The organism is Aeromonas sp. FDAARGOS 1416, from assembly GCF_019048085.1.
GTDB lineage: Bacteria > Pseudomonadota > Gammaproteobacteria > Enterobacterales > Aeromonadaceae > Aeromonas > Aeromonas veronii.
On the sequence record NZ_CP077301.1, the window covers coordinates 1,091,631 to 1,113,563 of the forward strand.

Here is a 21,933-nt window from a genome sequence, read left to right on the forward strand (position 1 = left end):
ATGGCACAAAGCACAGGATTACAATTTACGGTCAAGGTGGGGGCGCTGCCCGAGAGCACCTTCGTGGTGGCCAGTTTCCAGCTGGATGAGGGGCTGAACCGGCCGTTTAACCTGCAGCTGGAGTTGGCGAGTAGCCAGCCTGATGTCGACTTTGGCGCCGTGCTGGACCAGCCGTGCGAGCTGATGGTGTGGTACAACGGCGAGCTGCAACGCCGGGTCTGCGGGGTAGTGAGCGAGTTTGCCCAAGGGGACAGCGGCTTTCGCCGCACCCGTTACAGCCTCAACGTCAAACCCGCCCTGTGGCGATTGGGGCTGCGCCAGAACTCCCGCATCTTTCAGGCGCAGAAGCCCGATGAAATCCTCAGCATCCTGCTGCAAGAGCATGGCATCACCGACTACGCCTTTGCCCTGAAAAACGAGCACGCCCAGCGGGAATACTGCGTGCAGTACCGCGAGACCGACCTCGATTTCGTGAACCGCCTCGCTGCTGAAGAGGGCTTGTTCTACTTCCACGAGTTTGAAGCAGGCAAACACCGCATCGTCTTTGCTGACGATGCCGCAGCCCTGACCGCTGGCCCCGAGCTCTTCTTCAACCTCGGCAACCGCTCGCTGGAACAAGGGCCCTATGTTCGCCAGTTCCACTACCGCGAGGCAGTGCGCCCCTCGGATGTGGAGCTCAAAGATTACAGCTTCAAGACCCCAGCTTACGGCCTCTCCCACAAAAAGCAGGGCGCAGAGCTCGAGCACCAACGGGATACCTACCAGCACTTCGACTATCCGGGTCGCTACAAGCAGGACCCGAGCGGCAAGGCCTTTGCCCAGCACCGGCTCGATGCGTTGCGCAATGACGCGGTAGCGGGCAGCGGCAAATCCAACAGCGCGGCGCTCTTGCCAGGTCAGCACTTTTCATTGACCGAACATCCGAACGCCAGCCTCAACACCGAGTGGCAAATCGTTCATATCCGCCACACCGGTGAACAACCGCAAGCGCTGGAAGAAGAGGGTGGCAGCGGCCCTACCGTCTACCACAACGAATTTGGCGTAGTGAAGGCGAGTACCACCTGGCGTGCCCGCATCGGCAGCCCCGAGGCACCCTACAAGCCGATGGTGGATGGCCCGCAAATCGCGATAGTGGTGGGCCCGGAGGGGGAGGAGATTTACTGCGACGAGCACGGCAGGGTCAAACTGCAATTCCCGTGGGACCGCTACGGCAGCTCCAACGACCAAAGCTCCTGCTGGGTGCGGGTGAGCCAGGGTTGGGCCGGTGGCCAGTACGGCATGATGGCAATTCCGCGCATTGGTCACGAAGTTATCGTCTCGTTTCTGGAAGGTGACCCCGACCAGCCTATCGTGACGGGGCGCACCTACCACGCTACCAACCGGCCGCCGTATGAGCTGCCAGCCAACAAGACTCGCACCGTGCTGCGTACCGAGACCCACAAGGGCGAGGGTTTCAACGAGCTGCGTTTTGAAGACCAGGCGGGACAGGAAGAGATTTACATCCACGGTCAGAAAGACCTGAATGTGTTGATAGAGCACGATGTTGCGTGGCACATCAAGCACGACCAGCACACCGATATCGACAACGAGCGGGTGACCCGCATCAAGGCCAATGACCACCTGACGGTAGAAGGCGAGAAGCGCGACCAGATCAAGGCTGACTATTCGCTGACGGTGGATGCTTCCATGCACCAAAAACTGGGACAAAGTTGGCTCACCCTGGCTGGGCAGGAGGTGCACGTCAAGGCTGGCGCCAAGGTGGTGCTGGAGGCGGGATCTGAAATTACCGTCAAGGTGGGCGGCTGCTTTATCAAGGTGGATGGTGGTGGCGTCACACTGGTTGGCCCTACGATCAAGATGAACTCTGGGGGAGGCCCGGGGTCTAGTTCAGGTTGGGCGGGTAAATCCCCTGTCGGCCCTCATGGTGTGTCAGTTCCTCCCATGCCGAAGGTGCCGCTCAGTCCTGCCCAGCTGGCCACCATGAAGAGTGCCGCCCCTTTCTGTGAGGAGTGTGAGAAGTGCAAGGAGAGCGGCTGTGAAATCTGAGGCTATGTCGCTTGCCGAGTGGGTCGCCGTGCAAACCAGCCCACTGTATGCCGTACTGGCAGGGGCCAGCGATGCGGCGCCCTTGCAGCACTATTACCAGCTTGATGGCCGTCATACACCACGCGGACTCTATCTCGGCACTCCCTATCACGACTGGCTCCCCGTGATGCCCTATCTGGTCGAGCTGAACAAGGAGAGTCCTTTTATCGAATGGGCTGAAACGACCGATGCTCGCGATTGGGGATTTATTCTGGCGACAGCGCAACCTGCTGGCACCCTCTATGGCCATTTTCAGGGGCTGACCCAGATCTGGCATCAGGGTGAAGCCGTGTTCTTTCGCTATTGGGATGGCGTGTATATGTCTGCCATCGTGTCGCAGCTTGGTGATGGCATGACAACGCTGTTGCCGCAACTGGATGCGATGTGGTGTCAGGGCTATGGATTTTCATGGGGGGCATCTGAGCCTTGTGCTGTGCGTCCATTTCCCTGGTGGGAACTTCCTCCAGCTATCGCAGCAGTATTGGCCGGGCAAGATACAGGTCCCCTTATCAACAACCTGATGCAACAACTGGCAGATGAGAATGGCCAGCTTTACTGGGCTTTCCCCGAGGCCAATCTCAGGTGCAAAGTTGCCCGTTTCGTTTCCCGTTACCCATCCCCTGATATCGATCTATTTCCAGCGCTGGAAGCGGCGCTGCTCAATGAGGTTCAAGCATGAGTAATGCCGGCCAGGCCGTCTTCACCCAGGTGATCGCCGATTATCGCAATGCCCTGACTGAGTACCGCAAGGATGCCGAGAGTTTCTTTCTTGGCGACATGCTGGGTATGGACATGGAGCAGACCATCAAGGTTGGTGATAAGACGATAAAGGCGTCTTCGAGCAGCAAGAAGGCGCAATCCGTGGTGGCGCAGTGCCCGTTGAGCGGCACTTTGCGGCTGGTCCATCTGTTTGAATCCGTGCGCTTTATTCCTATCGGTAATACCCCCTACCTAGTGGAATCGGGGAAGATGGAAAAGGGAAAGTTTATCCCTGTTAAAGAGGAAAGAAAGGGAGCGCTCGATGCCAAGGGCGTGGCCGAAATTGGGAGTCTCAAGCCAGGGCAATCCTACAGGGTGACCTTCTATCCCAATGTGAAGAAGAGCGATCTGGACGGGTTATTTAGCTCATACCAGACGGTGCAGGCTGATTTGGCTGCTTGGTTGGAGCGCGAGTGGGCCTCGACCCATCAACCGGCATGGGTCAATTATCAACGAAATGGCGGTGGTGGCGTTGCAGTTGCCGCCGGAGTGTTGCGTGGGATTGGTGGTGCGCTTGCCTCGGTATGGGACGATTTAACCGGTCTGTATGATTTATTGGCTGATCCAATGGGTAATGCCGAAAAACTGCTGAAATTCGGGGTAAATGCGGCCGATGTGGCACAAGCGGGAGCAGAGAAGATCGAGAGCGCCATGTTGGTGCTGCAAGATGAGGCGTTGATCTATCTCTATGTTAATGCACTGGTTAGCTGGTTAAAGATGCTCCCCCCGGATGAGCTGGTGGAGTTTGGTACCCAGGCGGTGGTCACTGTACTGTTTGATGTACTGGTTGGGATCGTCTTGACCGGCGGTGCAGGAATAGCCGTTCGCTATAGTGCCAAAGTGGCGACCACCATGACTAGAGCGGCCAAGCAGCAGGCTCGGATGGCCAAGCTGGCGGCAACATTAATCGCCATGTCAAAAAAGCACAACTTGGTCGCTCATATCGATGTAGCCAAGCCGGTGTTGGTGACGGGGGGGGCGCCGTTGAATCCGCTTAAAAAAACAGATCTACAGCTGATCGACAGAGGAGCATCAACGCTTGTAGAAAAAGCGACAGCAGAGAGCCGCAGGCACAAGTCGCGCACCACTATCAAGCAGGTTGGTAGTACACCAGACTCCTCCAGACCCTCAACCAACGCCGCTGGTCATACCAGTCAGACTGAAGCCAAAACCTGCAAGAACAACTGCCCAGTGTCCATGGTCACCGGCGAGGAGTTGCTGGCGCTGGAGGATGCCCATCTGCCGGGCATGTTGCCGTTTACTTTTGGTCGCCTCTATCGCACGTCAGCGGTTGAGCATTCCTGTGGTATGGGGGCGGGGTGGAGTCATGCGCTGGCCCATCGGCTCGAACGTCACGGAGATAGCCTGACCTGGTGGGATCAGGAGTCTCTTGCCATCGAGTTGCCGATGCCTTCGGCAACCAGACCCATGATCACCAACCAGTTGTCAGAGGCGGCCGTTTATCTGGGGGATGAGCCTGACGAGGTGATAGTAGCCAAGGCGGGATCGCCCTTCCTGCATTTCACCTGGCATGGCAAGACAGGCCGTCTGACGGCCATGTCAGACCTTTATGGCAACCGGCTCACTATCCGTGCCGATGAGCAGGGGCGCCCCTGCTGGATTGAGAACGAGGGCGGTCTGGCTCTGCGTATTGTTTATCAAAAGGCATATCTGACCGCTGTCGAATTACAGCATTTTGACGGTATTAACTGGCAGCCAGAAGCGACCTTGCAACGTTATTACTACGACGATGCAGGGCACCTGGTGGTGGCTGAAAACGGGGCCGGTGAGTATGAACGTTACCGCTATCGCCCCGATGGGGTGATCCTGGAGCGCCGACTGGCGGGCGGCGCAGGGTTCTTCTGGGAATGGGAGCGGGAAGGGAAGCTGGCGCGCGCGGTGCGCCACTGGAGTGATGTTGCCCGTTTTGATGTCAGTTACACCTGGAATGATGATAAGGGTGAAGTGACGGTCAGCAATGCGGATGGCAGTCAGGAGGTGTACCAGCATGACAGCAACGCTCGACTGATCCGTCAGCAAGATCCCGACGGCGCGGTCAGCGAGTTTGTCTATAACGACAAGGGTCAGAAAGTGTTGGCCCGCGATGCGCTGGGGGGCGAAACCCGTTACCACTATGACGAAGCGGGCTTGCTGGAGTGCGAGATTGCGCCCGATGGCAGTCAGACCGCCTATCACTATTGGGATGGTCGGGTTCGCAAGGTGGTGCAGGGGGATCGCGAGTGGCGTTTTGAACGCAACGGGCAAGGGGATGTGATTGCAAGACGGGATCCCCTTGGCCGGGAGACTCGCTACAGCTATAACGCGCAAGGCAAGCTCAGCACCGTGGTGCAGCCGGATGGCAGCCGCATCGAACTGGGCTGGAACCGCCTTGGGCAGCTGATTGAGGAGAAGGGGGCCAACGGTGGCGTGACCCGCTGGCGCTATGACGAGCGGGGTCGCCAGATTGTACGGCGCGACCCGCGCGGCGCGATTACCCGTTATGAATGGAATGCGGCAGATCGCTTGCAAGCCGTGTATCTGCCTGGTGGTGGCATCCGCCGCTTCGAATATAACGCCTACGGCAAGGTGACGGCCGAGTGGGATGAGCTGGGCCGTGAGACCCGCTACGAATATCACCCCGGCCTGCATCTGGTGAGCCGCCGCATCAACCCCGATGGTAGTGAACTCAAGTATCGCTACGACAATGCAAAGCTCTTCTTGAGCGAGATTGAGAACGAGCATGGCGAGCAGCATCGCATTCACTACTTCCCCAATGGCCTGGTTGCGCGGGAAACCGGCTTTGATGGTCGCACTACCGCTTATCGCTACGACCTCAACGGTCATTTGAGCGAGAAGGTCGAGTTTGGCAAGCAGGAGACCGAGCTGGTCACCCACTATGAGCGCGACTCCATGGGGCGGTTGCTTAAAAAAACCTTGCCCGATGGCCGTGAAATCCAGTTCAGCTATGACCAGTACGGTCAGTTGACCCAGGTGGATGATGGCGCCTGGCCACTCACCTTTGAATACGATGCTGCAGGCAATCTGCTGGCCGAGCATCAGGGTTGGGCTTCCAGCTATTTCAAGCATGATGCCATGGGGCGGTTGGCCCACTGGCAGCTGCCCGATGGCAACAAGCTGGCTTACCACTACCAGCATGGTGAGCTAAGCGGGATTGATCTGAACGGCGCCGAGCTGACTCGCCACCAGATGGTTAGTGGATTAGAGATGCGCCGCAGCCAGGGGGCGCTGACCCAACAATACGAATATGACGAGCAAGGGCGCCTGACGGCGTTGCGACTGCAACGGGGCAAACAGGTTGCTCGTGAACGGCGCTACGGCTATGACCGCACCGGCAATCTGCTGCAGATCAATGACAGTGTGCAAGGGGAGCAGCACTACCGCTACGACCCGCTGGACCGCTTGCTGGAGGTGCGTGGTGAACTGACCGAGCGGTTCCTGCACGATCCGGCGGGCAACCTGTTGAGCCAGACGCTGGGTGGGCACTTTGAGGGGGAGCGTACCCAAGGGAATCGGCTGCTGTTGAGTGGCGATCGCCATTTTGAGTACGACGAATTTGGTCGATTGGCCATCGAGCGTCGTGGCAAAGGCCAGTCACTGGTTACCCGTTATCACTACGACTGCCAGCACCAACTGATCATGGCTGAGCTGCCGGATGGCACCACGGCCCGTTATGACTACGACGCCTTTGGCCGCCGTATTCGCAAGACGGTGAGTGGGACAAAGGGCGAGCTGGTCACCGAATTCCTGTGGCAGGCCAACAACCTGATTGCCGAAAACAGTTATCAGCTTGGTGATGATAAACGTCGCACCGACGAGCAATATCGCAGCTTTATCTATGAACCGGGCAGCTTCAAGCCATTGGTACAGCTGGAAGGGGAAGGGCTGGATGCCGAGGTATTCCATTATCAACTTGACCACCTCGGTACCCCGCTGGCGTTGACTCGTGACAATGGCGCGACCGCCTGGCAGGTGCGTTATCGCGCCTATGGCAATGTGTGGCGGGAAGAGATCGCCGAGGTTGCGACTCCCTTGCGTTTTCAGGGGCAATATTTTGATGCCGAGACCAGCCTTCACTACAACCGTTACCGCTACTATCAGCCTGAAACGGGTAGATTTATCACCCCCGACCCGATAGGCTTGGCAGGCGGGCTTAACAACTACCAGTATGCCCCCAACCCGATTAGCTGGATCGATCCATTGGGTCTGAAAAATGTAAAAGAAAATGGGCTGAATAATAACCGCTTTGGGAAATACTCGACAAATATTGATGACAAAGTAGATTTGCTTGAAAAAGACACTTCTTTACCTGATTGGATTAAAGATAGTTTTTTAGACGGTGAGTATAGGACTGTCAAAGCCAAAGAAAATATAACGTTATATCGAGTCTTTGGAGGACATGCAGAAGCGGGTGGTGGTTTTGTTAGTACAAAGCCTGCACTCTCTAGAATTGATGCAAAAATTGAGGCGGCACTAAGGCCTGATTGGAAAAATACAAGAATGTATGAGGCTGAAATTATCGTACCAAAAGGCACAATATTACAAGTGGGTAAGGTGGCTCCACAACCTATTTCTGGTTCTGGCACCATTCTTGACGGTGGAGCAGATCAAGTTTTGATGCCCATTAATTGGTCTTTGAATTTAATATCAAAAATAAGGGTGGTTGAAAAAATATGATTTGTGAAAATGATATTGACGCACTATTGGAACAGGCAGGGTTAGTTATAAATGCTATTCAAGATCATCTAAGAGTAAAAAGTGACTCGGGAGCGGAGGAAATCTTGAATAAATATCTTGTTTTTTTTGATAAATGTAGTGGTGGCTCTGTTTCGGATTCGGATGTTGAAGCAGTTTCCGGATTGTCCAGAATGTATATGGAGACATCAAGTGATTGGAGGGTTTTGTTTTTAAATGAGACGGGGCGCATGGAAAAAATAATAAAAAAAATCCGTCATCAGTGACGTAGGCTCGATTGGCGAAGCGTAATCGTGTGTTTGTGGCGCAATATTTACAGGTCAGGTTTAAATTATTTCTTGGCTTTTTTATTTCTCGCTACCAGCGAGACGCCATGGGGCGGCTCACGGGCAACGCTCCGTCGGATGGCCAGCATATTAGCTATCGCTACGACGGTCACTGACCCGCTGGCGCTATGACGAGCGGGGTCGTCAGATTGTACGGCGCGACCCGCGCGGCGCGATTACCCGCTATGAATGGAATGCGGCCGATCGCTTGCAAGCCGTGTATCTGCCTGGTGGTGGCTCCCGCCGCTTCGAATATAACGCCTATGGCAAGGTGACGGCCGAGTGGGATGAGCTGGGCCGTGAGACCCGCTACGAATATCACCCCGGCCTGCATCTGGTGAGCCGCCGCATAAACCCTGATGGCACTGAACTCAAGTATCGCTACGACAATGCCAAGCTCTTCTTGAGCGAGATTGAGAACGAGCATGGCGAGCAGCATCGCATTCACTACTTCCCCAATGGCCTGGTTGCGCGGGAAACCGGCTTTGATGGTCGCACTACCGCTTATCGCTACGACCTCAACGGTCATTTGAGCGAGAAGGTCGAGTTCGGCAAGCAGGAGACCGAGCTGGTCACCCGTTATGAGCGAGACCCCATGGGGCGGCTGCTTAAAAAAACCTTGCCCGATGGCCGTGAAATCCAGTTCAGCTATGACCAGTACGGTTAATTGACCCAGGTGGATGATGGCGCCTGGCCACTCACCTTTGAATACGATGCAGCAGGCAATCTGCTGGCCGAGCATCAGGGCTGGGCTTCCAGCTATTTCAAGCATGATGCCATGGGGCGGTTGGCCCACTGGCAGCTGCCCGATGGCAACAAGCTGGCTTACCACTACCAGCATGGCGAGCTAAGCGGGATTGATCTGAACGGCGCCGAGCTGACTCGCCACCAGATGGTTAGTGGATTGGAGATGCGCCGCAGCCAGGGGGCGCTGACCCAGCAATACGAATATGACGAGCAAGGGCGGCTGACGGCGCTGCGATTGCAACGGGGCAAACAGGTTGCTAGTGAGCGGCGTTACGGTTATGACCGAACCGGCAATCTGCTGCAGATCAATGACAGTGTGCAAGGGGAGCAGCACTACCGCTACGACCCGCTGGACCGCTTGCTGGAGGTGCGTGGTGAACTGACCGAGCGGTTCCTGCACGATCCGGCGGGCAACCTGTTGAGCCAGACGCTGGGTGGGCACTTTGAGGGGGAGCGTACCCAAGGGAATCGGCTGCTGTTGAGTGGCGATCGCCATTTTGAGTACGACGAATTTGGTCGATTGGCCATCGAGCGTCGTGGCAAAGGCCAGTCACTGGTTACCCGTTATCACTACGACTGCCAGCACCAACTGATCATGGCTGAGCTGCCGGATGGCACCACGGCCCGTTATGACTACGACGCCTTTGGCCGCCGTATTCGCAAGACGGTGAGTGGGACAAAGGGCGAGCTGGTCACCGAATTCCTGTGGCAGGCCAACAACCTGATTGCCGAAAACAGTTATCAGCTTGGTGATGATAAACGTCGCATCGACGAGCAATATCGCAGCTTTATCTATGAACCGGGCAGCTTCAAGCCATTGGTACAGCTGGAAGGGGAAGGGCAGGATGCCGAGACCGGCCTTCACTACAACCGGCACCGCTACTACCAACCTTTTATCACCCCCGACCCGATAGGCTTGGCAGGCGGGCTCAACAACTATCAGTATGCCCCCAACCCGACCGGTTGGGTGGATCCGCTGGGGTTGACGAATATACCGGGGCAGTGTCCAGATGCTCAGCCTTCAAGACGTGCTAGTTTCCGTGCTGCAAAAGAAGCTGCGGGGATTCCACGTTCTGCTCAATATAAAACACATAAGTATGTTTATGACAAAGATTATGAGAACCGTACAGTATATGAGTTTGATGTTTATGGGAGTAAAAAGTATATAATACTTCATGATGAAGATAAATTTGGCAGAGGTGCTCATTTCCATGGTGCTGACGATAGTAAAGGCAGTCCTATGCAACCAGGTAAATATAAGCAATATTCAGGGCGTTTTCCTGAGGTAATACTTGGCTTCAAGAAAGGAAAAATAAGAAATGAATTCTAAACTAAAACTCTGTATAAGAAAGAAAAACACTGAGCAATTCTTTAAAGAATGTGGTTTTAAATATTTGTTCATTGGACGATTGCTGCATTCTGATTTCTATAAAAAAATATTCTCACGAGTCAATGTTATAGGTGATTTTCATGATGTGGGAGCGGCTGTAGAAGCTCTTGTTTGTCAATTTACTGAAATATCAAAGGAAGTCTCGCATGATACATGGATTCTTCTGTTTAGCAATAAGGATGTAGATATAAGTGTTGCAGTTGAATTAGATGCTAATGGAGAACGATTAAGGAAAATTATTGAGCTTAGTATGACTTACAATGGATTTCTTGATGATTTTGTTATGCTAAGTGAAAGTGATGAGGCTATCTGTATCTCTAGGGATGAATACAGTTGTTCTGTATGTAGAGATACATCAAGGTTTGACGGGGAAGTTTATTCATCGCTTATGCATTCAGTTCTATCTTAATTAAAAAACGTGTATGGGTTACTTTAAAACAGCTTGTTGCGATAAGTGGTTTTATAGGTTTACCCGTACCTCAACAATCAACCTTCATGAAATTGGATAACACGTCAAGTATTTACCTGGTGTCGGGGGGTAAATATTTTTTTCAATTCAATTCAATTCAATTCAATTCAATTCAATTCAATTCAATTCAATTCAGTGCGGCAAGCTCGATTAGCATAGAGTGAACGGGCGTTCGCAAATAAACCTGTATACGTATACTTATCGCTAGGTACTATACTTAACATCTATTAATTTAGTGTTGTTTTTATAAAATGATGTATATTGGTCCAATATTATTCCCTAGCCTTTTTTATTTATCTCGACCAGTGAGATGCCATAAGTGGTTCACTGAAAAAAACTGTCGGATGGCCTACATATTAGCTATAGCTACGACGGTCACTGACCCGCTGGTTGCTATGACGAGCGGAGTCGCCAGATTGTACGGCGCGACCCGCGCGGCGCACATATGATGACCTTGTCGCTAGTATGAAGGAAAACGGTTGGCAGGGTGATCCTATCGATGTTGTGAAAATGCCTGATGGTGGACTGACATCAATGGATAATACGAGAGTAAGAGCAGCAAGAGAGGCTGGAGTAAAAGTGCAAGCGAGAATTAATGATTTTGGTCGTCCTCTTACGGAGGCTGAGAGGGAGAGATTTACAAAGGCTGGATCTATTCCTGATACATGGGGTGAGGCTATTTTATTGAGAATAAATAGTCAGAAGCCTAAAGTATTTGCAAAGTCAAATCCGTACGGCTCAAACGTTGAGCCGAAACTAAGTGGTAAAAAATGATGAAAATATTCTTAGGTGCTATTGGCTTAGATGAATTTGACTATCCCCAAGAATATCTTACTTTCTTGGAAAGTAACATATCTAAGGATTTCGAGCCATGGACAATGTTGGCTCATTATGAAAAACGGGTCGATTCCTGGCGGAAAATATTAAGTGAACAATATCCTGAATATTCTCTCATACCCTTTGCAAAATATATGGCAAATGATGATGTTGCCTGTTTTGACCTGAAAAATGGTGACATTGTAATTATCAACTCGTTTTCAACAATAGATCGCTCATGTCATGGAACATACCCTGATTTCGATAAGTGGTTAACTGCAGCCACAGCTGAACATGAATCTTGGAATGATGAGGATGAGGATGAATAAATGATAAGTATGCTATTTAAATGTAATAGGGGTTTTTATGGTTGATGAAAAGGACTTTGAGAAAGTCAGTCGTGTAGTTTCACATGCTCTTCGTCATGAGCCATGGCTTTATGAATTGGAGCTGGACGAGCAAGGATGGGTTGCTGTTGATGATTTAATCAAGGTGTTGCACCGAGAGAATTCAAAATGGAGTGATATTACCACCGATACTCTGGTTGATATGATCACGGCGTCAGATAAAAAACGACATGAAATATGCGATGGTAAAATCCGGGCGCTATATGGTCATTCTGTACCGAAAAAACTGCTTAAACAACCAGCCATACCACCCATAGTACTATATCATGGTACATCACCAGAACTTGCTAGAATAATTTTAAAAGATGGGTTGTTGCCGATGGGAAGACAGTATGTACATCTTTCAATAGATATCGATACAGCTATTCAAGTCGGTCGTCGTAAATCCAATAAACCAGTTTTGTTACAAATAGAGACTGATGGGGCCATGAAAAATGGTACAATTTTCTATCGTGGTAATGATATTGTTTGGCTAGCTAATCATATTTCATCTGAATTTATTGCTAGTCATGTGCAAGAATAGTTTTTAAAGAGTTTTTTAGATATTTAAATGTTCGGAGTCGCATTGTTTTATGACGGTTTTATTTTTCTCCATTCAGTCGTTTCCTAAATAACTCAGGATTGTCATTTTCCTAATCCATTATCTGTACTTTCTTGCTGGTAGACCAAGGGCGTTACCAACCTTTTTTGTTGTTACCCTTGAATTCCATTGATTCGGGCAAGCCGATGGCGATGGGCGGCGGGCTCGGGTATAGTCCTGCGCCATTGGCGTTATCCTGTTTTGCTGACCCGTCGTGGCCCTGGTGGTGGCGAGGGGCAGGCCCGTGTAAGGAGTGTTATGAAGTTCAGTCCCCTGCTCGATGAGATGATGAAAGCCCTGCAGGTATTGCCTGGGGTGGGGCCCAAGTCTGCCCAGCGGATGGCCTTTACCCTGCTCGAGCGTGAGCGCAGCGGCGGTTTGCGTCTGGCCCAGCTGCTCTCTCGCGCCCTGACCGAGATTGGCCACTGCAGCCACTGTCGCACCTTTACCGAGAACGATCGCTGCGATATCTGCGCCAATCCCAAGCGGGAAGAGAACGGTCTGCTCTGTGTGGTGGAGAGCCCGGCGGACGTGGCCGCCATCGAACAGACCGGTCAGTTTTCCGGTCGCTACTTTGTGCTGATGGGCCATTTGTCGCCGCTGGACGGCATCGGCCCGGAGGAGCTGGGGCTCGATATTCTGGAGCGCCGCTTGAAAGATGAGGCGATCAGCGAACTGATCCTCGCCACCAACCCCACCATTGAAGGGGATGCCACCGCCTGGTATATCGCCGATATGGCCCGCACCGCCGGGGTAGAGGTGAGCCGCATTGCCCACGGGGTGCCGGTAGGGGGCGAGCTGGAGCTGGTGGATGGCACAACGCTCTCCCACTCCCTGATGGGGCGCCAACGCTTGAAATAGCAAGGTGCCAGCCAGTATCCCCGCATTAATAGCGGTCGAGCTGGGTAAGAAATATCCGTTTGAGCGGATTTAAAGGGGCGAGTGAGCGGGATTGCACACTCGCCCCTTGATATTTGATTGGCCGTCCCCATCTAGGTTGGGCATATGTTCAACCCGATGTTTCTGAGGATTGGTCCATGACCCAAAGTGTTCATGCCGAAACCCACGGCTTTCAGACTGAAGTCAAACAACTGCTGAGCCTGATGGCTCACAGCCTCTACTCCAACAAAGAAGTATTCCTGCGCGAGCTGATCTCCAACGCATCCGATGCGGCGGACAAGCTGCGCTTCAAGGCGCTTTCCGATGCCTCTTTGTTCGAAAACGACGGCCAGTTGCGTGTGCGCCTGGTGGTGGACAAAGAGAAGCGTACCCTGACCATCTCCGATAACGGGATCGGTATGACCCGTGATCAGGTGATCGAGCACCTGGGTACCATCGCCAAGTCCGGCACCGCAGAATTCTTCAAAAACCTCTCCGGCGATCAGGGTAAGGATTCCCAACTTATCGGTCAATTCGGGGTTGGTTTCTACTCCGCCTTTATCGTGGCCGACAAGGTGACCGTGGTCTCCCGCGCCGCCGGTACTGCTCCGGAGCAGGGCGTACAGTGGGAATCTGAAGGGGAAGGCTCCTTCACCGTCGCTGACGTAACCAAAGAGGGTCGCGGTACCGACGTCATCCTGCACCTGCGTGCCGAAGAGGACGAGTTCCTCGACGACTGGCGCCTGCGCTCCGTGGTGGGCAAATATTCCGATCATATCAGCGTGCCGGTGGAGATGTTCAAAGAGGGCACCCCGGATCGTGAAGAGGATGGTGAGACCATCGTCGGCACCCCGGGCGAGTGGGAGCAGGTCAACCGCGCCACGGCACTCTGGACCCGCAACCCGAAAGATATCAAGGACGAGGAGTATCAGGAGTTCTACAAGCACGTCGCCCACGACTTTGAAGATCCGCTGCTGTGGGGCCACAACCGGGTGGAAGGGGCGCAGGAGTACACCAGCCTGCTCTACGTACCGGCCCGCGCACCGTTCGACCTCTACAACCGCGAGCAGAAGCACGGTCTGAAGCTCTACGTACAGCGCGTCTTCATCATGGATGACGCCGAGCAGTTTATGCCGACCTACCTGCGTTTCGTCAAAGGGGTGCTGGACTCCAACGATCTGCCGCTCAACGTCAGCCGCGAGATCCTGCAGGACAACAAGGTGACCGCCTCCCTGCGCAAGGCTTGCTCAAAGCGCGTGCTGACCATGCTCTCCAAGCTGGCGAAAGACGATGCCGAGAAGTACGCCAAGTTCTGGAAAGAGTTCGGTAACGTGCTCAAAGAGGGCCCGGCCGAGGATTACGCCAACCGCGAAGAGATCGCCAAGCTCCTGCGCTTTGCCAGCACCGCTGGCGAGGGCGAAGCCCAGACCGTCTCTCTCGAGGATTACGTTGGCCGCATGAAGGAAGGTCAGCAGAAGATTTACTACATCACCGCTGACTCCTATGCTGCAGCCAAGAACAGCCCGCACCTCGAGATCTTCCGCAAGAAGGGTGTCGAAGTGCTGCTGATGTGGGAGCGTGTGGATGAGTGGCTGATGAGCCACCTGACCGAGTTCGACGGCAAGCAGCTTATCTCCGTCACCCGTGGCGAACTGGATCTCGGCGATCTGGAAGACGAAGCCTCCAAGCAGGCGCAGGAAGAGGCCGAGAAGGCCAACGCCGGTCTGGTTGAGCGGGTCAAGAAGAGCTTGGGTGATGCAGTGAAAGAGGTGCGTGTCACTCACCGTCTGACCGACTCACCTTCTTGCATCGTCACCGACGCTTACGGTATGAGCACCCAGATGATCAAGCTGATGCGTGCGGCCGGCCAGCCGGTACCGGAGCAGAAGTACATTCTGGAGCTCAACCCTGACCATGCGCTGGTGAAGAAACTCGACACCATCGAAGACGAGGCGCTGTTTGGCGAGTGGGTCACCCTGCTGCACGAACAGGCCCAGCTGGCCGAGCAGGGCGGGCTGAATGATCCGGCGAGCTTCGTCTCCCGCATCAACCGTCTGCTGCTGCAAGCCTAAGCAGCAACGCCGGTAACAGAAAGCCCACTGCATGCAGTGGGCTTTTTTGATCCCGCCGAGTGAGCTCGGCGAAACACAGCGGCAAGGGAGGTGGCCAGCGCCTCTCTATTTGCGGTATTCGTTGTTGTAGTTCTGGATGAGACGGCGAGTCACCTCATGCTGGGGATCGGCAAACACCTTGAGAGTCTTGCCGCGCTCCACCACTCGCCCTTCGTGCATCACCAGCACCTCGTCGCTGATATGGCTGACGATGCCCAAATCGTTGGCTACCAGCACATAGCTCAGCCCCATGGTCTCCTGCATCTCCAGCAGCAGGTTGATGATCTGGGAGCGTACCGAGATATCCAGGGTGGAGAGCGCCTCATCGGCTACCACTATCTTGGGGTTGAGGATCAGCGCTCGCGCCAGCGCCACCCGCTGCTGCTGACCGGAGGAGAGCATCTGCGGATAGAACAGGGCGTGATCCGGCAGCATCCCCACCATGCGCAGGGTCTGCACCACCTTCTCGCGGCGCTCCTCCTCGGTCATCTCGGTGTTGAGACGCAGCGGGGTCTCCAGGATCTGGCCGACCCGGATCTTGCGGTTCAGCGAGGTGTTGGGATCCTGAAAAATCATCCGCAGCAGTTTGCAGCGAGTCTGGTAATCGCCATGCACCATCAGCTGGCCGTCGATGGCGATGTCGCCGCTGGTGGGTTCGATCATGCCGGCCAGAATGCGGGCGAGGGTGCTCTTGCCGGAGCCAGCTTCGCCGACGATGGCGAGGGTCTGACCCACTTCGAGATCGAACGAGAGGGGCTTGATCGCCTCCACCGCCTGACGACGGAATAGACCGGTGCGGTTCTGGTAGGTTTTGCTAAGGCCTCTGACCTGCAACAGGGACGGCTCGATCACAAGCGGGGCTCCTTCATGGGGGCATTAACGGTCATCATTTTTTTGGCTCCTCCATGTTCAGCGGGAAGTGGCAGCTGAACTGATGGCCCTTGATCTTGTTCATCAACGGAGTCTGCACGCACTGCTTCTGGGCGTAGGGGCAGCGCGGCCCCAGACGGCAGCCGATGGGCAGGTGTTGCAGCGGCGGGATGACGCCGGGCAGGGTCTCGAGGCGCGACTTGTGGCGCACCAGCTTGTCAAAGTCGGGGATCGATTTGAGCAGGGCATCGGTATAGGGGTGATGCGGGGTCTCGAGGATCTGCTCCCGGGTGCCCACTTCCACCATCTGGCCGCAGTACATCACGTTGATGGTATCGGTCAGGTTGGCGATGGCGGCGATATCGTTACTGATGATCAGGATGGTGGTATTGCCCAGCTTGTTCATCTTGTCCAGCAGTCGCAGGATCTGGGAGTGAGTGGTGGACTCCATGGCGCTGGTGGGCTCGTCGGCTACCAGCAGACGCGGCTGGTTGGCAATGGCCATGGCGATCATCACCTTCTGGCACATACCATCCGACAGCTCGTGGGGATAGGCGCGCATCACCTTTCGGTGATCCTTGACGCCTACCCGGTGCAGCAGGGCGATGGCCTTCTTCTTGCGCCACTGGAAGCGCTGCCAGAATTGTCCCTCGAACGAATCGGTCGGTATTGCCTCTTCTAGCTGGGTGCCGATCTCCTCGGAGGGATCGAGACAGCTGATGGGGTCCTGGAAGATCATGGCGATCTCGCGACCCATGATGCGACGGCGCTCCTTGGGGGCCATGGTCAGCAGATCCATGTCGTTGAAGCGCATCCGGTCGGCACGTACTGTCCAGTTGTCCTTCTCGATGCCGACGATCACTTTGGCGATCAGACTTTTACCTGAGCCGGATTCACCCACTAGACCGCGGATCTCCCCCTCGGTCAGGGTCAGGCTCACCTTGTCCACCGCCTTGACCTTGCCTTGCGGGGTGTCGATCTCGATGGTGAGATTGCGAATATCGAGCAGCGGCATCAGTCATTCCCCTCTTTGAGTGCTTCGCGAATGCCTTCACCAACTAAATTGGTCACCAGCACGCTGAACAGGATGGCGATGCCGGGCAGGGTGACGGTCCAGGGGGCGAGATAGATAAGGTCGCTCGAATCGGCCAGCATGGTGCCCCACTCCGGTTGGGGAGATTGGGCGCCGAGGCCAAGAAAACCGACCGCCGAGATATCGAGAATGGCCGCCGACAAGGTGCGGGTGGTCTGGGCCACCAGGGTTTCGACAATGTTGGGCAAAATAGCCAGCCGCATGATCCGGAAGGGAGGCGAGCCATCGAGGCGGCTGGCGGTGATGTACTCCTTCTGCATCTCGGCATGCACTGCGTTATAGGTGGCCCGGATAAAGGGCGGGATCAAAGCGAGCGTAATGGCAATCAGGGTATTGCCAAAACCCGGCCCCATGATGGCGACCATGATGATGGCCATCAGCAGGGAGGGGATGGAGAGCAGGGTATCGAGCAGGTGGTGCAGCACGCTCGATTTAAGCCCCTTGCTCATCCCGCCGAGGATACCGATGGCGGAGCCCACCACCATGGCGATCACCACCACGACCAGCGCATAGCCGAAAGTGAGACGCGCCCCTACCACCAGCCGGGAGAGCATGTCGCGCCCCAGATCGTCGGTGCCGAGGAAGTAGTCGATGTTGCCGGTCGCCGCCCAGGAGGGGGCGAGCAGCAGCTTGTCGGTGTGCTGTTCATCGATGCCGTAGGGGACGACAAGCGGCCCCACCAGCGTGATGAGCAGCAACAGCAAAAAGCACCAAAGCCCTGCCATCGCCAGCGGATTGCGGCTGTAGGAGGCCCACGTCTGCTCAAGGGGCGAGAGGATCTTGAGCTCGGGATAGATGTTCGATTTATCTTGCATAGGGTACCTGGCTCCTGGTCACGCCATGAGCGCGTTCAATCTTGTTTGGCATACAACTCTTTGCGCCGTGCCGGATAGATAAGGGTGGTCAGCAACTCGGTGCTGACGCTGGTCAGGATCACGAAACTGGCGACCACCAGGGTCGCGCCGCGAATGGCGGCGTAATCCTGCAGGGCGATGCTGCTGATGAGCCAGCGGCCGATCCCGTGCCACTCGAACACCACCTCGGTGATCATGGCGGAGGTGAGCACGCTACCCAGTTGCAGACCCAGCAGAGGCAGTACCGGCGGCAGGGCGTTCTTCAGACCATGGCGCCAGACGATCTGTGCCTTGGAAAGGCCCCTGCTCGCCGCCGCCTTGATGTAGTTCTGCTTCATCACGTCGATGAGGGAGCTGCGCACATGGCGGATCACCTCGGTGGTGGGCACCACCGCCAGCACCAGTGACGGGAGAATGAGGTGGCGCAGGGCATCGTGCAGCGCCGCTTGCCGCCAGGGTTCGTTGCTGAGCAGCACATCGATCACCGCGATGCCCGTGATGGGGGGCACGTCGTAGAGCAGGCTGATCTGCCCGGAGGCTGGCAACCAGCCGAGATCCAGCGAAAAGAGCATTACCACCAGCAGCGCCAGCCAGAACACCGGCACCGCATAGCCGATAAGACCGGCAGCCATGATGGAGAGATCCAGCGTCTTGCCCTGGGACAGGGCCGCCAGGGTGCCGAGAGGAATGCCCACCAGCAATGAGATGGCGAACGCCGCCAGACAGAGGATCAGGGTCGCCGGGAAGTAGTGGCGGATCTCGTCCAGCACCGGTAGCCCGGAGACGCTGGAGAGCCCCAGGTCACCTGCGAAAATGCGGCGCAGGAAGTCGGGATAGCCGCTCCAGAAGCTGAGCTGATTGCCGATCAGCCGATAGTCCAGCAGATAGGCGACAAAGGTCAGCGCCAGCAGGGTGATGAGCAGCAGGTTGATGCGGCGCAAGGTGTATAGAAGCATGCTTACTCCCTGTGAGCCTGGTTGAAGGAGGTGCCGCCAAAGGGCATCAGCGTCAGCCCCTCGATGTCGCTGCGGCTGACCTGGGTACGCAAGGCGTGTGCCAGCGGGATCAGCGGCAGCTGTTCGTTAAGCAGGGTCTGGGCATAGTAGTAGTTACGCAGCCGGAACGAGAGCTGGGGCGTGGTGACCGCATCATCCAGCAGCTGATCGAAGGCCGGGCTACACCAGCGGCTGTAGTTGTTGCCGCGCTCCACTGCCGAGCAGCTCAGCAGCTGGCGGAAGAAGTTGTCCGGATCGGCGTTGTCGGCAATCCATCCGGAGAGCAGGCTGTCGTACTGCCCCTTGGTGAGGCGGCCTTCGATCACCGGCCACTCCCGTTGCACGATCTTGAGCTTGATCCCGACCTTGGCCAGATCGCTGCGGATCAGCTGGGCGGTCTTGACCGCATCCGGGTTGTAGGGGCGGGCGTCTGGCTGTACCAGCACCTGCATCTCTAACCCTTTCTCCAGACCCGCCTCCTTGAGCAGCTGGCGCGCCCGTTTCAGGTCGGGTTTGCGCTCGGGCAGGCTGGGGTTGTACCCCCATGAGAGGGTCGGCAGCAGGCTGTTGGCGGGCAGGCCGGTATCGAAATAGACCGCCTGCAACAGGTTGTCGATGTTGATGGCGCTGGCAATGGCCTGACGCACCTTGACGTTGTTGAATGGCGGCTTGCGGGTATTGAGGGCCAAAAAGGCCACGTTCATCCCCGACTGGACCGAGAGGCTCAGCGCCGGATTTTGCTTGATCACCGAGAGCTGGCTGGCGGAAGGGGTGCTCATCACGTCGCACTCGCCGGTCAGCAGCTTGGCCAGCCGTTTGGCGGATTTGGGGGTGATGTCGTAGACCAGCTGTTCAATCTTGGCATCTCCACCCCAGTAGCCGGGGTGGCGCAGATAGCGAATGAACTCGTTGTGGCGATACTCCTTGAAGCTGAACGGCCCGGTGCCGATGGGGCGGCTATCCAGCAGGGCTGGCGTGCCCGCCTGCAACATCTGCTCGGCGTATTCGGCGGAGAGGATCACCGCATAGTCGCTGGCCAGAGTGGCGAGGAAGGAGGCGTTTGGCTGATTCAGCTCGAACACTACCGTCTGCGGCCCCTTCTTGCTCACCCGTTTGATCAGCAGATCTTGCCCCAGGCTGTAGAAGTAGGGGTAATCGCCGCCGGAGACATTGTGATAGGGGTGCTGCTCGTCCAGCTGGCGGGCATAGGTAAAGACCACGTCATCGGCATTGAAGGTGCGGGTGGGCTTGAACCAGGGGGTGTGGTGAAAACTCACCCCCTTGCGCAGAGTCAGGGTATAGGTGAGGCCATCCTCGCTCACATGCCAGTTGGTGGCGAGCGCCGGCTCCAGTGCCAGGGTGTTGGGGTTCACCTCCAGCAGGCGATCGTAGAGCGGACGGGCACTGGCATCCAGTGTCACCCCGGAGTTGGAAACATGGGGATTGAAGGAGAGGGGGGATCCCTCAGCACAATAGATGAGTCCGGTTTTGGAGGCCTCGGGTTGCTTCTGGCAGCCGGTGACCAGCACCAGCATACCCAGCAGCAAGGGTGTGAGCATTCTCATTGTTGAACCATGTTCTTATAGGGGTTTTGTACGCATGTTTTGATACAAATGTGCCAGCGCGAAGGCTGGCGTGTTGCTGGAGTCGGCATCAACCGCACTCCTTCACTCTTGTTCTGCATCGTTATCGCCATCCAGCAGCTGATATTTGCGTAGCATGCCACGGAACTGGTGATAGCTTAAGGCCAGCAGTTGAGCGGCTTTGCGCTGATTATACTGGGATTGCTGCATCGCTTGCTTGAGTAAATTAATCTCGTACTCCGCCACCGCCTGCTTGAGATCGAGCGGCAAGGCAAGGGGGGATGCAGATTGTACCTCGCTTCGTGCCTCTTGCGCAGGTTGCGTGACCTGTGGTCGCCAGGGGGAATCAAACGGGTTGAGCACCAGGGTCGAGAGCGGCAGCTGGGGATTGCCCTGACGATAGATGCTGCGCTCCACCACGTTCTTCAGCTCCCGCACGTTGCCCGGCCAGTGGTAATCCAGCAGTAGCTGGGTTGCCTTGCGCGAGAAACCGGCAAACAGCGGATAGCCCAGCTCCCGCGTCATGCTGTGGGCGAAGTGTTCCGCCAGCATCAGGATATCTTCCCGCCGCTCCCGCAAGGGGGGGAGGGTGATTACATCAAACGCGAGTCGGTCGAGCAGATCGTGGCGAAACTGCCCCTTGTCGGCCAGCGCAGGGAGATCCTCGTTGGTGGCACAGACCAGTCGCACATCCACCTTGAGGGGCTTGGCCCCACCCACTCGCTCGAACTCGCCATACTCGATGACCCGCAGCAGCTTCTCCTGCACCCGGGCGCTGGTGGTGGCCAGCTCGTCGAGGAACAGGGTGCCGCCATCGGCCCGCTCGAAGCGGCCCTGATGGCGCTTGGCCGCGCCGGTAAACGATCCCGCTTCGTGACCGAACAGCTCGGTCTCCAGCAGGCTCTCGCTCAGGGTGGCGCAGTTGATGGTGACAAAGCTTTGATCCCAGCGCGCCGAGAGATAATGTAGGCGGTGGGCGATCAGCTCCTTGCCCGTCCCCCGCTCACCGATGATCAGCACGGGTTTGCGCAGCGGGGCGAGCCGTGAGGCCTGCTCAATGATCTCGAGAAATGCGTTGGATTCCCCCAGCAGGCTTTCCGTGGCCGTGGTCATAGTGATCCCTGTCAGTTGTAAAAGCTGGTCAATCTTACCAAAAGTTGGTGATTTTAATCATCTCTTGCGCGAGGCATCTTGTAATTCGGCTATTCTGCCCCATATAAATCAACAAGTTAAATTTTGTTCCAGATTGGCACACA

18 protein-coding genes are annotated in these 21,933 nt (G+C 55.7%); 12 read left to right on the forward strand and 6 right to left on the reverse strand.

Annotation, left to right across the window (positions count from 1 at the left end):
• From tssI to htpG, 12 genes are all read left to right on the forward strand, one after another.
• A complete protein-coding gene (gene tssI, locus I6L46_RS04900; RefSeq protein WP_216977522.1) occupies window positions 1-2,046 on the forward strand; it encodes a type VI secretion system tip protein TssI/VgrG in 2,046 nt (681 codons plus the stop codon).
• Window positions 2,036-2,764 carry a DUF4123 domain-containing protein gene (locus I6L46_RS04905; RefSeq protein ID WP_254203127.1) on the forward strand — a complete coding sequence of 243 codons (729 nt, stop codon included), beginning with the start codon at window positions 2,036-2,038 and terminating at the stop codon, window positions 2,762-2,764. The genes tssI and I6L46_RS04905 overlap by 11 nt, the downstream gene beginning before the upstream one ends.
• On the forward strand, window positions 2,761-7,539 hold the full coding sequence (locus tag I6L46_RS04910; protein WP_254203128.1) for an RHS repeat-associated core domain-containing protein: 4,779 nt from the start codon (window positions 2,761-2,763) through the stop codon (window positions 7,537-7,539). Before I6L46_RS04905 ends, I6L46_RS04910 begins: the two co-directional genes overlap by 4 nt.
• On the forward strand, window positions 7,536-7,823 hold the full coding sequence (locus I6L46_RS04920; RefSeq protein WP_139435446.1) for a hypothetical protein: 288 nt from the start codon (window positions 7,536-7,538) through the stop codon (window positions 7,821-7,823). Before I6L46_RS04910 ends, I6L46_RS04920 begins: the two co-directional genes overlap by 4 nt.
• 277 nt (window positions 7,824-8,100) lie before the next feature.
• The gene (locus tag I6L46_RS20695; RefSeq protein WP_236727551.1) at window positions 8,101-8,550 is read left to right on the forward strand and encodes an RHS repeat protein; all 450 of its coding nucleotides are present in this window, start codon (window positions 8,101-8,103) and stop codon (window positions 8,548-8,550) included.
• A 9-nt stretch (window positions 8,551-8,559) separates the two neighbouring features.
• Entirely contained in the window at window positions 8,560-9,960 is a 1,401-nt protein-coding gene (locus I6L46_RS04925; protein WP_254203129.1) for an RHS repeat domain-containing protein, read from the forward strand.
• Window positions 9,950-10,429 (forward strand): hypothetical protein, encoded by a 480-nt coding sequence (locus I6L46_RS04930; protein ID WP_216977523.1) that lies wholly within the window; start codon window positions 9,950-9,952, stop codon window positions 10,427-10,429. The genes I6L46_RS04925 and I6L46_RS04930 overlap by 11 nt, the downstream gene beginning before the upstream one ends.
• Window positions 10,430-10,954: 525 nt before the next feature.
• Complete coding sequence (locus I6L46_RS04935) at window positions 10,955-11,263, forward strand: hypothetical protein (protein ID WP_074042615.1); 309 nt, start codon at window positions 10,955-10,957, stop codon at window positions 11,261-11,263.
• Entirely contained in the window at window positions 11,260-11,634 is a 375-nt protein-coding gene (locus I6L46_RS04940; RefSeq protein ID WP_216977524.1) for a hypothetical protein, read from the forward strand. The genes I6L46_RS04935 and I6L46_RS04940 overlap by 4 nt, the downstream gene beginning before the upstream one ends.
• Window positions 11,635-11,671: 37 nt before the next feature.
• Complete coding sequence (locus I6L46_RS04945; protein WP_216977525.1) at window positions 11,672-12,235, forward strand: RNA 2'-phosphotransferase; 564 nt, start codon at window positions 11,672-11,674, stop codon at window positions 12,233-12,235.
• A 315-nt stretch (window positions 12,236-12,550) separates the two neighbouring features.
• Window positions 12,551-13,153 (forward strand): recombination mediator RecR, encoded by a 603-nt coding sequence (gene recR, locus I6L46_RS04950; RefSeq protein ID WP_021231388.1) that lies wholly within the window; start codon window positions 12,551-12,553, stop codon window positions 13,151-13,153.
• Between the two features lie 176 nt (window positions 13,154-13,329).
• The gene (htpG, locus tag I6L46_RS04955) at window positions 13,330-15,243 is read left to right on the forward strand and encodes a molecular chaperone HtpG (RefSeq protein WP_058058711.1); all 1,914 of its coding nucleotides are present in this window, start codon (window positions 13,330-13,332) and stop codon (window positions 15,241-15,243) included.
• 105 nt (window positions 15,244-15,348) lie between these two features.
• On the opposite strand, the gene I6L46_RS04960 is transcribed toward htpG, so the two are convergent.
• From I6L46_RS04960 to pspF, 6 genes are all read right to left on the reverse strand, one after another.
• A complete protein-coding gene (locus I6L46_RS04960) occupies window positions 15,349-16,134 on the reverse strand; it encodes an ABC transporter ATP-binding protein (RefSeq protein ID WP_005333681.1) in 786 nt (261 codons plus the stop codon).
• A gap of 34 nt (window positions 16,135-16,168) precedes the next feature.
• A complete protein-coding gene (locus I6L46_RS04965) occupies window positions 16,169-17,167 on the reverse strand; it encodes an oligopeptide/dipeptide ABC transporter ATP-binding protein (protein WP_005333679.1) in 999 nt (332 codons plus the stop codon).
• Entirely contained in the window at window positions 17,167-18,060 is an 894-nt protein-coding gene (locus I6L46_RS04970; RefSeq protein WP_005333677.1) for an ABC transporter permease subunit, read from the reverse strand. The genes I6L46_RS04965 and I6L46_RS04970 overlap by 1 nt, the downstream gene beginning before the upstream one ends.
• A gap of 35 nt (window positions 18,061-18,095) precedes the next feature.
• Window positions 18,096-19,055: an ABC transporter permease subunit gene (locus I6L46_RS04975; RefSeq protein WP_158109240.1), complete on the reverse strand. Its 960-nt coding sequence runs from the start codon at window positions 19,053-19,055 to the stop codon at window positions 18,096-18,098.
• Between the two features lie 2 nt (window positions 19,056-19,057).
• On the reverse strand, window positions 19,058-20,653 hold the full coding sequence (gene sapA / locus I6L46_RS04980; RefSeq protein WP_216978013.1) for an ABC transporter substrate-binding protein SapA: 1,596 nt from the start codon (window positions 20,651-20,653) through the stop codon (window positions 19,058-19,060).
• Window positions 20,654-20,761: 108 nt separating this feature from the next.
• Complete coding sequence (pspF, locus tag I6L46_RS04985; protein WP_005333674.1) at window positions 20,762-21,790, reverse strand: phage shock protein operon transcriptional activator; 1,029 nt, start codon at window positions 21,788-21,790, stop codon at window positions 20,762-20,764.
• Window positions 21,791-21,933 lie beyond the last annotated feature (143 nt).